This is a genomic window from Streptomyces sp. NPDC030245 (genome assembly GCF_055572995.1).
Map to the genome: position 1 here is coordinate 220429 of NZ_JBVICF010000001.1, position 14829 is coordinate 235257.

The window sequence follows — 14829 nt, forward strand, 5'->3', positions numbered from 1 at the left end:
CAGTTCTAGTTGGCGGAGTCCACGAGCGGAAGAGCCAACTCTGCGTCGAGTCGGCCGACTTGGCCGCCCGTTGAAACCAGTTCTAGTTATAGTGGCGGCACCCGGCGACGAGAGACGAGGCCCCATGACCCCGACCCCGCAGGTGACGGACCCGCCGGTGACCGAGCACGGCGGCGGCGTGTGGAGCATCAAGGTCCCGATCCCCGACAACCCCCTCGGCTGCACCCTCGTCCACCTCCTGGACACCGACGCGGGCCCCGTCCTCATCGACACCGGCTGGGACGACCCGACGTCCTGGGACACCCTCACCGCTAGACTCGCCGCGTGCGGCGTCGCGCCCGCCGAGGTGCACGGCGTCGTCATCACCCACCACCACCCCGACCACCACGGGCTCTCCCAGCGCGTCCGGGACGCCTCCGGGGCGTGGATCGCCATGCACGAGGCCGACGCGGCCGTGGTCCGCCGCACCCGGTCGAGCCCCCCGGACCGCTGGTACGCCTACCTGGTCGACAAGCTCACGGCCGCCGGCGCCCCCGCCGACCACATCGCCCCGCTCGTCCGTGCCAGGGACGAGGGCCGCCCCCGCAAGCTCCCCGGCCTGGCGCCCGCCCTTCCGGACCGCCCCATCACCCCCGGCGAACTCCTCGCCCTGCCCGGACGCAGGCTGCGCGCGATCTGGACGCCCGGCCACACACCGGGACACGTCTGCCTGCACCTGGAGGAGGACCACCCCACGGGCCTGCCCGGCCACGGCCGCCTCTTCTCCGGCGACCACCTGCTGCCCGGCATCACCCCGCACATCGGCCTGTACGAGGACCCCGACGCCGAGACGGCCACAGACCCCCTCGGCGACTACCTGGACTCCCTCGAACGCGTCGGCCGCCTCGTCCCCGCGGAGATCCTCCCCGCCCACCAGCGCGCGTTCACCGACGCCCCCGCCCGCGTCCGCGCACTCCTCGCCCACCACGAGGACCGCCTGACCGGACTTCTCACCCTGCTCGCCGAGCCCCTCACCCCCTGGCAGATCGCCGCGCGCATGGAGTGGAACCGCCCCTGGGACGAGATCCCCTACGGCTCGCGCAACATCGCCGTCTCGGAGGCCGAGGCACATGTGCGGCGCCTGGTGAAGCTGGGGCGCGCGGAGGCCGTGGCGGGGAGCGATCCGGTCGCGTTCGTGGCGGTGTGACCCGGAGGGCGCACGGACCGGCCGATAGAGTGGGCGAGTCGTCCTCACGTCCGCGCAGGGGGAAGCCGGTGCGAATCCGGCGCTGACCCTTCCCCGAGCTCTCGGCTTCGCTCGAGCAGGGGAGGCCCCCATCCGTATGCCATCGAGCGTGGCAAGCCGGAATGCCCGGTGCGGTTCGTGACCGGCTCGCTTCATCGGACCCCGATGAGCGGCACCGTCGAGGTATACGGAGCCGGAGCCGCCCGGCAGCCGTGCTCGCACGCGCCGTGCCGCCCCGCTCCCCGCAGGGAGAGGCAACCCGCCGCATCATGAACGTTCGCCGCAGCGCAGCGGTCCTGGCCGCCGTGGCCGTGTTCGGCTCGGTGGCAGCACCGGCCGCCTTCGCGGACGACGGCAAGCCGTCGCCCTCGGCCGCGCTCCCCTCGGGCCTCTACGGCAAGGGCGACCCCAAGTTCGACGGCGTCTTCCGCCAGTCGTACGCCCTGCTCGCCCAGAACAGCGAGGGCGTCGAGCCCGCCGAGAAGGCCGTCGACTGGCTGACCGGGCAGCAGTGCGCGAGCGGCGGCTTCGCGGCGTACCGCGCGGACGCGAGCGAGCCGTGCGACTCCAAGACCCCGGTGGACAGCAACTCCACCGCCGCCGCCGTGCAGGCCCTCGCCGCGCTCGGCGGCCAGGACGCGACGGTCAAGAAGAGCGTCGAGTGGCTGAAGTCCGTGCAGAACACCGACGGCGGCTGGGGCAACACCCCGGGGCTGCCCTCCGACGCGAACTCCACCGGCATCGTGGTCGGCGCGCTCGTCGCCGCGGGTCGCAACCCCGCCGACGTGAAGTCGCAGGACGGCAAGTCCGCCTACGACGCGCTGCCGAAGCTCGCCATGGACTGCAAGGACGGCGGCGCCTTCGGCCTCGCCGACCCCAAGTCCGGCAAGCTCGCGCCGAACGCCTACGCCACCGCCGCAGGGGTGCTCGGCAGCCTCGGCAAGGGCCTCGTCGTCACCGCGCCCAAGAAGTCCGAGGACACCGCGCCCAAGTGCGCGAAGCCGGACACCGCCACGCAGGCCGCGAGCAACGGCGTCGGCTACCTGCTCGACGCCCTCGGCAAGGCCGACGACCACCTCATGTCGCCGATGGCGGGCGCCAAGGACCAGCCGGACTTCGGCACCACCGCCGACTCCGTGCTCGCCCTCGCCGCCGCGGGACAGAGCGAGCAGGCCGAGAAGTCCGCCCAGTGGCTCGCGAAGAACTCCGCGGACTGGGCGAAGCAGTCCGGCCCGGCCGCGTACTCCAAGCTGATCTTCGCCGCGCACGCGACCGGCATGGACCCCCGCGACTTCGGCGGCGCCGACCTCGTCAAGCAGCTGAACGCCCAGGGCCCGGCCCCGCAGTCCGCGAAGTCCCCGGAGGCCTCCGACGCGGACGAGAAGAAGGACGACGACGGCGGCGTCAGCATCTGGTGGATCATCGGTGTCGGCATGGTCGCCGGCATCGGCATCGGCTTCCTGTACAGCGGCAACCGCAAGAAGCAGCAGCCGTGACGCGCGGCCGGGTGCGGCGCGGCCGGCTGCTGGCCGGGGCGCTCCTCGGGGCCCTGCTCGGCCTTCTCCTCGCCGCGCCCGCCCAGGCCGCCGGCTACCGCTACTGGTCGTTCTGGGAGCGGGACGGCGACCGGTGGACGTACGCCAACGAAGGGCCGGGCACCGCGCACCCCGACGACGGTGACGTGCAGGGCTTCCGCTTCTCCGTCTCCGACGACTCCAAGAACTCCGCCCGGCCGCGCGGCCGGGCCGACTTCCAGGACATCTGCGCGAAGACGCCCGCCAAGGACGGCCGCAAGCGGGTCGCGCTGGTCATCGACTTCGGCCTGCGGAAGGACGCGCCCAAGGGCGAGACACCGCCCGCGCCGCGGCTGGCCTGCGCGCGGGTCGCCCCCGACGCCACCAGCGCGGACGCCCTCGCCTCGGTCGCCGAGCCGCTGCGCTACGACGTGAAGGCGCTGCTCTGTGCCATCGACGGCTACCCGAAGACGGGCTGCGGCGAGCAGGTCAGCGGCTCGGACGCCACCGAGGCGCGCCCGAAGACGGACTCGGACACCGCGGACGACGGCGGGCCCTCCCTCGGCATGGTCGCCGGGATCGCCGCCGTCGCACTGCTCGGCGGTGCCGCGATCTGGCAGACCAGGCGCCGCCGCGGCTGACACGGGGCCGGCCCCACGGACCGGCACGGACACCACCATCGACAACGACTCCGAATCCGACAGCAGAGCACCATGACCGACCACGGCAGCAGGGCGCCCGGACCCCTCCGGCGCCGCCTCGCCCCCCAGGCGCACCGGAGCAACGCCCTGCACCCGGGCGCCTGGTGGGTGTGGGCCATCGGCCTGGGCACCGCGGCGTCCCGCACCACCAATCCGCTGCTGATCGGCCTGCTGATCGGTGTCGCCGGCTATGTGGTGGCGGCGCGGCGGACGTCGGCGCCGTGGGCGAAGTCGTACGGCGCGTTCGTGAAGCTGGGGCTGGTCGTCATCGCGATCCGTCTCGTCTTCGCCATCGTGCTCGGCTCGCCGATCCCCGGCACGCACACCGTCGTCACCCTGCCCGAGGTGCCGCTGCCCGACTGGGCGAAGGGCGTACGGATCGGCGGCCGCGTCACCGCCGAGGGCCTGGTCTTCGCGCTCTACGACGGCATCCGGCTGGCCGGCCTGCTGATCTGCGTCGGCGCGGCGAACGCCCTGGCGAGCCCGGCGCGGCTGCTGAAGTCGCTGCCGGGCGCGCTGTACGAGGTCGGGGTCGCCGTCGTCGTCGCGATGACGTTCGCGCCGAACCTCATCACCGACGTGCAGCGGCTGCGCGCGGCGCGCCGCCTGCGCGGCCGCCCGGACAGCGGCATCCGGGGGCTCGTCCAGGTCGGCCTGCCCGTCCTGGAGGGCGCGCTGGAGCGGTCGGTCGCGCTGGCCGCCGCGATGGACGCGCGCGGCTTCGGCCGCACCGCGCCCGTCCCCGCCGGGGTGCGCAGGGTGACGGCCGTGCTGACGCTCGGGGGCCTGATGGGCGTCTGCGTGGGGACGTACGGACTGCTGACCGCGCAAGGCGCCTCGTACGGCCTGGCCTGCCTGCTCGCCGGGCTGCTCGCCGCGCTCGCGGGGCTGCGGCTCGGCGGTCGCCGCTCGGTGCGCACCCGCTACCGGCCCGACCCGTGGGGCCCGCGCGCCTGGCTGGTCTCCGCGTCCGGGGTCGCGGTGGCGGCGCTGGTCATCTGGTCCGCGTCCCACGACCCGGCGGCCCTCCACCCCGGCGTCGTCCCGCTGGTCGCCCCGTCCCTGCCGCTGTGGCCCGCGCTTGCGGTACTGATCGGGCTGCTTCCCGCGGTCGTGGCTCCGGTGCCGGGGGCGGACGGGACGTCACCCGTGCGGCAGGACCAGGACAGTCAGGACAGGGACAGGGCCGCTGCTCCCGAGGCCACCCAGTGGGGCGCCTCGCCCGCCGCATGGCGAACGGCCCCCTCCCCCGACGAACCCACCTCCCCCACACGCCCCACACCCTCCGAGGAGCCCTCATGATCCGCTTCGAGGATGTCTCGGTGACCTACGAGGGGGCGCCCGGGCCGACCGTCCGCGGGGTCGACCTCACCGTGCCCGAGGGCGAGCTCGTGCTGCTCGTCGGGCCGTCCGGGGTCGGCAAGTCGACGCTGCTCGGGACCGTGAGCGGGCTCGTGCCGCACTTCACGGGAGGCACCCTGCGCGGCCGCGTGACCGTGGCGGGGCGCGACACCCGTACGCACAAGCCGCGTGAGCTCGCCGACGTCGTCGGGACCGTGGGCCAGGACCCGCTCTCGCACTTCGTGACGGACACCGTCGAGGACGAGCTGGCGTACGGGATGGAGTCGCTGGGGCTCGCGCCCGACGTGATGCGGCGGCGCGTCGAGGAGACCCTCGACCTGCTCGGTCTCGCCGGCCTGCGCGACCGTCCCATCGCCACCCTCTCCGGCGGCCAGCAGCAGCGCGTCGCCATCGGGTCGGTCCTCACCCCGCACCCGCGGGTCCTCGTTCTCGACGAGCCGACGTCCGCCCTCGACCCCGCCGCGGCGGAAGAGGTCCTCGCCGTGCTCCAGCGGCTGGTGCACGATCTCGGCACGACCGTCCTGATGGCCGAGCACCGCTTGGAGCGGGTCGTGCAGTACGCGGACCAGGTGCTGCTGCTCGCCGCGCCGGGCGAGGCGCCGGTGCTGGGCGATCCGGCCGCGCTGATGGCCCGCTCCCCCGTCTTCCCGCCCGTGGTCGCGCTCGGCCGTCTCGCGGGCTGGTCGCCGCTGCCGCTGACCGTGCGGGACGCGCGGCGCAGGGCGGGCGCGCTGCGGGAGCGGCTCGCGGAGGCCGGTCCGCCCCGGGACACGCCCACCGAACCGGCCGCCGCCGAGCGGACCCCCGGCCGGTGGCCCCGGCTGCGCAAGGAACGTACGCTCCGTACACCCGAAACACCCCGTACGTCCCCTGCACCCCGCACGCCCGAAGCCGCGCCGGCCGCCCGTGTCGAACGCCTCGCCGTGCGCCGCGGCCGCGTCGAGGCGCTGCGCCGCGTCGACCTGATCGTCACCCCCGGCGAGACCGTCGCGCTGATGGGCCGCAACGGCGCCGGGAAGTCCACACTCCTCTCCGCCCTCGTCGGTCTGCTGGAGCCCACCTCCGGCACGGTCCGGGTGGGCGGCGCGGTCCCCCACCGCACGGCACCGCGGCAGCTGATCCGGCACGTCGGCCTCGTCCCGCAGGAGCCGCGCGACCTGCTGTACGCGGACACGGTGGCCGCCGAGTGCGCCGCGGCGGACCGGGACGCCGGTGCGCCGCCGGGAGCGTGCCGCGCCCTGGTGAGCGAGCTGCTGCCCGGCATCACCGACGACACGCACCCCCGGGACCTCTCCGAGGGGCAGCGTCTGGCGCTCGCCCTGTCGATCGTGCTGGCCACGCGCCCGCCCCTGCTGCTCCTGGACGAGCCGACCCGCGGCCTCGACTACGCGGCGAAGGCGCGGCTGGTCGGGATCCTGCGGGGGCTCGCCGCCGAGGGCCACGCGATCATGCTGGCCACGCACGACGTGGAGCTGGCCGCCGAGATCGCCCACCGCGTGGTGATCCTCGCGGACGGCGAGGTCGTCGCGGACGGCCCGACCGAGCAGATCGTGGTGTCGTCGCCGTCCTTCGCGCCGCAGGTCACGAAGGTCCTCGCGCCGCAGGAGTGGCTGACGGTGGCGCAGGTGCGGCAGGCGCTGGCACTGGACGAGGAGGGCGTGTCGTGACGGGTGGGCGGAAGGTCCCCCTCGCGCCGGGCGGCCCGCGCCGGGTGCGTCCCATCCGCCTCGGCCTCCGCTCCGTCGCCGCGCTCGCGCTGGTCAGCGCGGTGGGCGTGGCCGCGTTCGGGTGGCCGCTGCTCGCGGCCGGCGGTTCGGGGCTCAGCGATCACGCGCAGGACGCGCCGTGGCTGTTCGCGGCGCTGCTTCCGCTGCTGCTCGCCGTCGTGGTGGCGACCATCGCGGACGTCGGGCTCGACGCGAAGGCCATCGCGATGCTGGGCGTGCTGGCCGCGGCCGGTGCCGCGCTGCGGCCGCTGGGCGCGGGGACCGCGGGCATCGAGCCGATGTTCTTCCTGATGGTGCTGAGCGGCCGGGTGCTCGGGCCCGGCTTCGGGTTCGTGCTCGGGGCGGTGTCGATGTTCGCGTCGGCGCTCCTGACCGGTGGTGTCGGGCCGTGGATGCCGTTCCAGATGCTGTCGATGGGCTGGGTCTGCATGGGCGCGGGGCTGCTGCCGGGGCCCGACACCCTGCGCGGCCGCCGTGAGCTGTGGCTGCTCGCGGCCTACGGGGCGGTCTCCTCCGTCCTGTACGGCACGGTGATGAACCTCCAGGGGTGGCCCTACCTCGGCGGCCTGGCCACCGGTGTCTCCTTCGTGCCGGGCGATCCGCTCGCGGACAACCTCGGCCGTTTCGTCGCGTACTGCCTGGCGACCTCGCTCGGCTGGGACCTGCCGCGGGCCGTGGTCACGGTGCTGCTGAGCCTCGCGCTCGGCCCCGCCGTCCTGAAGGCGCTGCGGCGGGCCACGCGCCGGGCGGCGTTCGAGGCGCCGGTCACATTCGAGGCCCCCAAGGCGTGAGGGAGCCGGCACGGGCCGTCACATCGGGGGCCCGTGTGCGTGAGGCGGCCCACAGGACCTTGGTCCTCTACGAAAGAGGTCCGTACCCCGCACCTCTTGACGTACATGCATCAATACCCCGTCTGACCTGGGCATTGAGAGCCACGTCACACGATGGACATTCGGTCCGAGTGCGGCTTCCACTAGTAAAAGGGGTCATTGCGGCAAGGGCTCGGGCCTGTTTCTCTGGATGAGTCGCAAGGCGCCGACAGCCCCCCGGGGCCTCGGCGCCGCCGCATGTCCCCCACACTTCCGTGTGCGACGGCGTGCGCCGCGACCGCCCCGTTCCCCACCGGAAGGTCCTCTGTGCCCGCCTCGCTCATCCGCCGCATCGCTTCTCCGAAGAAGGCCCTCACCGGCGGCCTCGTCGCCGCCGCCGCCTCCGGCATGGTCTTCGCCGCGGCACCGGCCCAGGCAGCCACCCCGACCACCGCGAAGGCCGCCGTCCCGGCCGCCGCCCCCGCCGCCGCTCCCGCGTCCGCCAAGGCGATCGCCAAGAAGATGATCCCGGACCCGGCGCAGTTCGCCGCGTTCGACAAGATCGTCTCGCACGAGAGCGGCTGGAACCCGAGCGCGACCAACTCCTCGTCCGGCGCCTACGGCCTGGTCCAGGCCCTGCCCGGCTCGAAGATGGCCTCCGCGGGCGCCGACTGGAAGACCAACCCCGAGACCCAGATCGAGTGGGGCCTCAAGTACATGAACGAGCGCTACGGCAGCCCGACCGGCGCGTGGAGCCACTGGCAGGCGAACGGCTGGTATTGAGCCGCCGTGACCCGCCACTGAAGGAGGCGGCGACCCCGGACCGGGGTCGCCGCCTCCTTCGCGTCCCGCTGCGGCTACAGCCGCTGAATGATCGTCCCCGTCGCCACCGCCCCGCCCGCACACATGGTGATGAGCGCGAACTCCTTATCCCTGCGCTCCAGTTCGTGCAGGGCCGTCGTGATGAGCCGCGCCCCCGTCGCCCCGACCGGGTGACCGAGCGCGATCGCCCCGCCGTTCACGTTGACCTTCTCCAGGTCCTGCTCGAAGACCTGCGCCCAGCTCAGCACCACCGAGGCGAAGGCCTCGTTGACCTCGACGATGTCGATGTCCTTCAGGGACATCCCGGCCTTGCCGAGCACCGCGCGCGTTGCGTCGATCGGACCGTCCAGGTGGAAGTGCGGGTCGGCGCCGACGAGGGCCTGCGCGACGATGCGGGCCCGCGGCTTCAGCTTGAGGGCCCGCGCCATCCGCTTGGACGCCCACATGAGGGCGGCCGCGCCGTCCGAGATCTGCGAGGAGTTGCCCGCGGTGTGCACGGCGGTCGGCATGACCGGCTTGAGGCCGCCGAGGCCCTCCATCGTGGTGTCGCGCAGCCCCTCGTCGCGGTCCACGAGCCGCCACATGCCCTGCCCCGCGGCCTGCTCCTCCTCCGTGGTGGGCACCTGCACGGCGAACGTCTCGCGTTTGAAGCGCTCCTCGGCCCAGGCGACGGCCGCCCGCTCCTGCGAGATGAGGCCGAGCGAGTCCACGTTCTCGCGGGTGAGGCCGCGCTTGCGGGCGATGCGCTCGGCGGCCTCGAACTGGTTGGGCAGGTCGACGTTCCACTCGTCGGGGAAGGGCTTGCCGGGGCCGTGCTTGGACCCGGAGCCGAGCGGCACCCGCGACATCGCCTCGACGCCACAACTGATGCCGACGTCGATGACACCGGCCGCGACCATGTTGGCGACCATGTGGCTCGCCTGCTGGGAAGAGCCGCACTGGCAGTCCACGGTGGTCGCCGCGGTCTCGTACGGCAGCCCCATGGTGAGCCAGGCCGTGCGCGCCGGGTTCATGGACTGCTCACCGGCGTGCGTCACCGTGCCGCCGACGATCTGCTCGACGCAGTCGGCGTGGATGCCGGTGCGGCCGAGAAGTTCGCGGTAGGTCTCACCGAGCAGGTAGGCGGGGTGGAGATTGGCGAGCGCGCCTGAGCGCTTGCCGATGGGCGTGCGCACTGCTTCGACGATGACGGGTTCCGCGGCCATGGGGTGGTCCTCCCTCTCCACGTCCCGCGAGCCGTCCCGGCGGCTCGCGAGTAGAACTAGTACGCGTTCTAGTTCCGTTCAGCAGTCTGCGGAGCGGAGCCCCGGTGCCGCAAGGGTCTTGCACGCACTGCGCCCGGGATCCGCACGCAACCGGACCCGCCGTGGGCCTTGTGTCTTGTAGAACCCGTTACTACCTTGCGGGCCAAGCCTTCTGACTGACCGTCAGGACATGCGCCGGGCGGCCCGTCGGAATCCAGTTCACGCCTGGAGTTGCCGATGTCCTGTCCAGCGCTGCCCGACGGGTTCGACTTCACCGACCCCGACCTGATCCAGGACCGGATCCCCCTGCCGGAGTTCGCGCGGCTGCGGCAGACGGAACCGGTGCACTGGGTGACCCAGCCGTACCGCGTCTCCGGCTACGACGACGCGGGCTACTGGGCCGTCACGCGGCACGAGGACGTCAAGTACGTCTCCACGCACCCGGAGCTCTTCTCCACCAACGTCAACACCGCGATCATCCGCTTCAACGAGTCGATGGACCGGGACCGGATCGAGGTCCAGAAACTGATCATGATCAACATGGACCCGCCCGAGCACACCCGGGTCCGCCAGATAGTGCAGCGCGGCTTCACGCCCCGCGCCATCCGCTCCCTGGAGGACGCGCTGCGCGCCCGCGCCCGCTCCATCGTGGAGACGGCGCTCGCCGGCGCGGGCGACGACGGCTCCTTCGACTTCGTCACGAACGTCGCCTCCGAGCTTCCGCTACAGGCCATCGCCGAGCTGATCGGCGTGCCCCAGGAGGACCGCTCCAAGATCTTCGACTGGTCCAACAAGATGGCGGCGTACGACGATCCGGAGTACGCCATCACCGAGGAGATCGGCGCCGAGGCGGCCATGGAGATCGTCGCGTACGCGATGAACCTCGCCGCGGCCCGCAAGGAGTGCCCCGCCAAGGACATCGTCAGCCAGCTGGTGGCCGCCGAGGACGAGGGCAACCTCTCCTCCGACGAGTTCGGCTTCTTCGTGATCCTGCTGGCGGTGGCCGGCAACGAGACCACCCGCAACGCCATCACCCACGGCATGCACGCCTTCCTCACGCACCCCGACCAGTGGGAGCTCTACAAGCGCGAGCGCCCCGCCACGACGGCGGAGGAGATCGTGCGCTGGGCGACCCCGGTGGTCTCCTTCCAGCGCACCGCCACCCAGGACACCGAGCTCGGTGGCGCCCGGATCAGGAAGGGCGACCGGGTCGGCATCTTCTACTCGTCGGCCAACCACGACCCCGACGTCTTCGAGTCGCCCGAGAAGTTCGACATCGGCCGCGACCCCAATCCGCACCTCGGCTTCGGCGGCGGCGGCCCGCACTTCTGTCTCGGCAAGTCCCTCGCCGTCCTGGAGATCAACCTCATCTTCAACGCGATCGCCGACACCATGCCCGATCTGCGCCTGACCGGCGACCCGCGCAGACTCCGCTCCGCCTGGCTCAACGGCGTCAAGGAGCTCCGGGTCAGCACCGGCCGCGGCGCCCGCCCATGAGCCGATAGAGCGCCTTGAGGCGACCTATCAGGTCAATCACCTTTACGGAACCAACGTTTCCGTTGCATGAAGCGTCCTGAGAAGTGAACCTTGGCTTCCCAGGACTCGAACGGAAACGGTGACCGTGGTCTCTGCCGACGTCTCGCTCGCCCCGTCCGGCACTGCGTCCACCGGCCGGAACCCCCCGCTCCGGCATTTCCTGCGGCGCTACCGCGTACCGCTCCTGGCCACCGTCCCCACCCTTCCCCTGTACGCCGTGTGGGTGGCGTTCCTCGCGACGGGCGGCGGCGACCTCGCGGCGCAGGAGGCCTGGGCGCGGTTCGCCTCCGAGCACGGCACGGCCGCGTACAACCTCTTCTGGTACGGCGGCATGCACACCGCCAACTACAGCCTGATCTCGCCCTATCTGATGGCCGCCCTCGGTGTGAAGACCGTGACGGCGGTGTCGGGGATCGCGGGCGCCTGGCTGGTCGCCGTCCTGATCGAGCGCACCGGCATCCGCAGACCCCTGTGGCCCGCCGTGCTCGCCTCGCTCGCCGTCTGGTGCAACGTCGCCTCGGGGCGGACGACGTTCGCGCTCGGCCTCGCCTTCGGCCTCGCCGCCTGTCTCGCCCTGGTGGGCCGCCGGCGCACCGTCGCCGCGGTGGTCTGCGCCGCCCTCGCCACCATGGGGTCCCCGGTCGCGGGGCTCTTCCTCGTCGTGGCGGGCGCCGGCTACTTCTTCGTACGCGACTGGGTGCGGTCGGCCGCGCTGCTCCTGCCGCCGTTCCTGGTCGTCGCGGCGACCACGGTGCTCTTCCCGTTCACCGGTGAGCACCTGATGCCCTTCGACCGGATCTTCCCGCCCGTCCTGTTCAGCCTGGCGCTGATCGTCGCGGGCCCGCGCGAGTGGCGGGTGCTGCGGTGGGGCGCGGCCGTCTACGCGGCCGGGACCGTCCTCACGTACCTCATCCCCTCCCCCATCGGCACCAACGTCGAGCGGCTCGCGGAGCTGGTCGGGCCCGCCGTGCTGCTCGCCGCGCTGCTCGCCCCCGGCCTGACGCGGGCCCGCCGGATCGTCCTGACGGTGGCGCTCGTGCTGTCCTCGGCCTGGGTGGCGCAGAAGACCCTCGACGACCTGCGGGTCTCCACGAAGGTGCCGAAGTGGGCCGTCGACACCCACGGCGTGGTGCGGGAGCTGGAGCGCCTGGAGGCCAACCGGACCCGCGTCGAGGTCGTGCCGACCCGCAACCACCGCGAGGCCACCGCCCTCGCCCCGTACGTCAACATGGCGCGCGGCTGGAACCGCCAGCTCGACATCGAGCGCGGCCGCCTCTTCTACGACGGGTCGTTCTCGGCGGCCAGCTACCGCAAGTGGCTCGACAAGTGGGCCGTCGGATACGTGGTGCTGCCCGCGGGCAAGCCGGACGGCTTCGCCGAGGACGAGGCGGAGCTGGTGGCGAGCGGCCCGAAGTGGCTGGAGCCGGTGTGGAAGGACGCGCACTGGCAGATCTTCCGGGTGAAGGACCCGGTGCCGCTGGTGTCCGAGCCCGCGGCCGTCGTCCGCTCCACGGGCTCGAACGTGGTGGTGCGGGTGCCCGAGCGGGGCTCGGTGACGGTACGCCTCGTGTACTCGCCGTGGCTCCGGGCGGAGGGGGCCTGCCTGAAGCGGCACGGCGAGTTCACGCGTCTGTCGGTGCCCGCGCCCGGCACCTACGAGATCAGCTCGGGGTACGGTCCTGCGCGCAGTCGTCCTTCGACATGCCGGTGACCGGCTCCCTCACGGGCGTCTCGCGCTGCTGCCGGACCCGGGGCCCGGACAGCAGATAGGTGAGGCCGAAGCCCGCGCCGACGACGGCCGCGCCGCCCACCGCGTCCAGGATCCAGTGGTTGCCGGTCCCCACGATCGCGCAGACCGTGAAGAACGGGTGCAGCAGGCCGAGCGCCTTCATCCACCACCGGGGCGCGACGACCGCGATGACCAGGCCGCACCAGAGCGACCAGCCGAAGTGCAGCGAGGGCATCGCCGCGTACTGGTTGGTGAGCGCGGTCAGCGTGCCGTAGTCGGGCTGGGTGAAGTCCTGCACGCCGTGCACCGTGTCGGTGAAGCCGAGCTCCGGCATCAGGCGCGGCGGGGCGAGCGGATAGGCCCAGAAGCCGATGAGGGCGAGGACGGTGGCGAAGCCGAGCGCCGAGCGCGCCCACCGGTAGTCGGCGGGGCGGCGGACGTAGAGCACCGCGAGGACGCTCAGCGGCACCAGGAAGTGGAACGACGTGTAGTAGAAGTTGAAGAACTCCTCCATCCAGCCGGTCCGCGCCGTCAGCTGGTTGAACCAGTGCTCGATGTCGATGAACAGGAACTGCTCGATCGCGTGCACCTGCTCGCCGTGGTGCTCGGCGGTGGCCCGGCCCCCGGAGATCGTGCCACCGGTCGCCGCGAGCCTGACCTGCTGATACGCGGAGTAGCCGACGCGGATCAGGAGCAGTTCGAGCAGCAGGTTCGGGCGGGTCACCACGCGCCGCCAGAACGGGACGAGCGGCACCCACTTCCAGCGCGCCGGGACGGGCGCCGCGTAGTCCGTGGGGATGGGGCTGCGGTACTGCGGGTGCGTCCGCGGCAGGAACGGCACGACGGTGGCCGCGGCGAGCGCCGCGATCAGCACGACGTTGTCCCGGATCGGCTCGGTGACCGGCATGTTCGGCAGCATCATCTTGGCGGGCAGCGTCGACACGAGGACGACGGCCACCGGCCACATGTAGCGGTCGGACCGGCGCTTGCCGACCCGGCCGACCACCGCGAAGAGCACCCACAGGAGCTGGTGCTGCCAGGTCGTCGGTGAGACCGCGACCGCGACACAGCCGGTGATCGCGACGGCGAGGAGCAGCTGCCCGTCCTTCGCGTAGCGCACCGCGCGGCGCAGGCCGACGAGGACGAGGGCCGCGCTCAGGGCCAGGAAGAGCGCGATCTCCAGCGGGCCCTCGAAGCCGAAGCGGAGCAGCATGCCGTGGAGCGACTGGTTGGCGTTGGCGTCCGGGTTCGCGCCGAGGCCCGCGCCCCCGAGGTGGTGGAACCAGTACGTCGACGAATCGCTCGGCATCGCCGCCCAGGTGAGCGCGGTGCAGGCGGCGAAGGCGGCGCCGGTGGACGCGGCGGCCTTCCTGCGGCCCGTGTACCAGAGCAGCGGCGCGAAGAGCAGCATGGTCGGCTGGAGGGCCGCGCCGACGCCGATGAGGACTCCGCCGGTCCGCTCGCCGCGGACCGCGAAGAGGCCGAGCAGGACGAGCAGGACGGGGAGGATGCTGGTCTGGCCGAGGTGCAGGGTGTTGCGGACCGGCAGCGACAGCATGAGCAGGCTGACCGCGACGGGGGCGGCGAGCAGGGCGGTGCGCCGGGTGACCGGCCGGGGCAGGGCGCGGGCGGCGACCAGGCCGAGCGCGACGACGAGGCCGAGCGTGCCGAAGGTCCAGGCCCAGCCGAGCGCCTGCTCGCCCGAGCGTGAGAGCGGCTTGAGGACAAGGCCCGCGAAGGGGGTGCCGGTGAACTTGTCCGTGTCGTAGAAGGAGCCCTTCACATGGAGGACGCCCTCGGGCCCGATCCACGTCTCCAGGTCTGTGAGGCGCTCGCCCGCGGGGGTCCGCAGGACGTCGGTCGCCTGCCGGATCGCGAGGACGGCGGCGAGCAGCCAGAGGACGACGCGGGCCGCTCCGGTCCGCGAGTCGGGGCCACCGGCCGGCCCTGCCCCCAGGGCGCCGCCACTCCTGTGTTCAACGTTCGCCACGCGCCGTCGACCCTCCCGCCCCGCTCGTCCTGTCCTCTGCCCTGTCCAAGCTCTTCGCGGCCCTTTCCAAGCCCCTCATGTGAGACGCACGCAACCACCTTTTCACCTGGCAGCCACATCGCTTTCTCTCGGCCTCTCCGGGCGCCGCACGGTGCCGCGCCCGCCGCCGG

11 protein-coding genes are annotated in these 14829 nt (G+C 72.9%); 9 read left to right on the top strand and 2 right to left on the bottom strand.

Annotation, left to right across the window (positions count from 1 at the left end; genetic code table 11):
• The first annotated feature begins 124 nt into the window (after positions 1–124).
• The 7 genes from ACZ4Z4_RS00935 (at position 125) to ACZ4Z4_RS00965 (ending at position 8121) form a co-directional block, all read left to right on the top strand.
• On the top strand, positions 125–1186 hold the full coding sequence (locus ACZ4Z4_RS00935) for an MBL fold metallo-hydrolase (protein WP_468320369.1): 1062 nt from the start codon (positions 125–127) through the stop codon (positions 1184–1186).
• Positions 1187–1494: 308 nt separating this feature from the next.
• Positions 1495–2721 carry a prenyltransferase/squalene oxidase repeat-containing protein gene (locus ACZ4Z4_RS00940; protein ID WP_468320371.1) on the top strand — a complete coding sequence of 409 codons (1227 nt, stop codon included), beginning with the start codon at positions 1495–1497 and terminating at the stop codon, positions 2719–2721.
• Positions 2718–3380: an SCO2322 family protein gene (locus tag ACZ4Z4_RS00945; protein ID WP_468320374.1), complete on the top strand. Its 663-nt coding sequence runs from the start codon at positions 2718–2720 to the stop codon at positions 3378–3380. Before ACZ4Z4_RS00940 ends, ACZ4Z4_RS00945 begins: the two co-directional genes overlap by 4 nt.
• Positions 3381–3452: 72 nt before the next feature.
• A complete protein-coding gene (locus ACZ4Z4_RS00950) occupies positions 3453–4742 on the top strand; it encodes an energy-coupling factor transporter transmembrane component T (protein ID WP_468320377.1) in 1290 nt (429 codons plus the stop codon).
• Entirely contained in the window at positions 4739–6469 is a 1731-nt protein-coding gene (locus ACZ4Z4_RS00955; protein ID WP_468320380.1) for an ABC transporter ATP-binding protein, read from the top strand. Before ACZ4Z4_RS00950 ends, ACZ4Z4_RS00955 begins: the two co-directional genes overlap by 4 nt.
• A complete protein-coding gene (locus ACZ4Z4_RS00960) occupies positions 6466–7320 on the top strand; it encodes an ECF transporter S component (protein ID WP_468320383.1) in 855 nt (284 codons plus the stop codon). The genes ACZ4Z4_RS00955 and ACZ4Z4_RS00960 overlap by 4 nt, the downstream gene beginning before the upstream one ends.
• A 345-nt stretch (positions 7321–7665) precedes the next feature.
• On the top strand, positions 7666–8121 hold the full coding sequence (locus tag ACZ4Z4_RS00965) for an aggregation-promoting factor C-terminal-like domain-containing protein (RefSeq protein ID WP_468320386.1): 456 nt from the start codon (positions 7666–7668) through the stop codon (positions 8119–8121).
• Between the two features lie 74 nt (positions 8122–8195).
• Here ACZ4Z4_RS00965 and ACZ4Z4_RS00970 read toward each other — a convergent pair whose 3' ends face one another.
• Entirely contained in the window at positions 8196–9365 is a 1170-nt protein-coding gene (locus tag ACZ4Z4_RS00970) for a steroid 3-ketoacyl-CoA thiolase (protein ID WP_468320389.1), read from the bottom strand.
• Positions 9366–9641: 276 nt separating this feature from the next.
• Between ACZ4Z4_RS00970 and ACZ4Z4_RS00975 the strand changes: the two genes are divergently transcribed.
• Both ACZ4Z4_RS00975 and ACZ4Z4_RS00980 read left to right on the top strand, forming a co-directional pair.
• Positions 9642–10901: a cytochrome P450 gene (locus ACZ4Z4_RS00975; protein ID WP_468320391.1), complete on the top strand. Its 1260-nt coding sequence runs from the start codon at positions 9642–9644 to the stop codon at positions 10899–10901.
• 118 nt (positions 10902–11019) lie between these two features.
• Complete coding sequence (locus ACZ4Z4_RS00980) at positions 11020–12651, top strand: hypothetical protein (RefSeq protein WP_468320394.1); 1632 nt, start codon at positions 11020–11022, stop codon at positions 12649–12651.
• Here the strand turns inward: ACZ4Z4_RS00980 and ACZ4Z4_RS00985 are convergent.
• Positions 12602–14659, bottom strand: coding sequence for a bifunctional glycosyltransferase 87/phosphatase PAP2 family protein (locus ACZ4Z4_RS00985; RefSeq protein ID WP_468320397.1), 2058 nt, complete (start codon positions 14657–14659; stop codon positions 12602–12604). The genes ACZ4Z4_RS00980 and ACZ4Z4_RS00985 overlap by 50 nt on opposite strands.
• Positions 14660–14829: the final 170 nt, after the last annotated feature.

Coding starts and splice junctions, on each gene's coding strand:
- ACZ4Z4_RS00935 (WP_468320369.1), top strand. CDS start 125: ATGACCCCGACCCCGCAGGTGACGGACCCGCCGGTGACCGAGCACGGC.
- ACZ4Z4_RS00940 (WP_468320371.1), top strand. CDS start 1,495: ATGAACGTTCGCCGCAGCGCAGCGGTCCTGGCCGCCGTGGCCGTGTTC.
- ACZ4Z4_RS00950 (WP_468320377.1), top strand. CDS start 3,453: ATGACCGACCACGGCAGCAGGGCGCCCGGACCCCTCCGGCGCCGCCTC.
- ACZ4Z4_RS00955 (WP_468320380.1), top strand. CDS start 4,739: ATGATCCGCTTCGAGGATGTCTCGGTGACCTACGAGGGGGCGCCCGGG.
- ACZ4Z4_RS00970 (WP_468320389.1), bottom strand. CDS start 9,365: ATGGCCGCGGAACCCGTCATCGTCGAAGCAGTGCGCACGCCCATCGGC.
- ACZ4Z4_RS00975 (WP_468320391.1), top strand. CDS start 9,642: ATGTCCTGTCCAGCGCTGCCCGACGGGTTCGACTTCACCGACCCCGAC.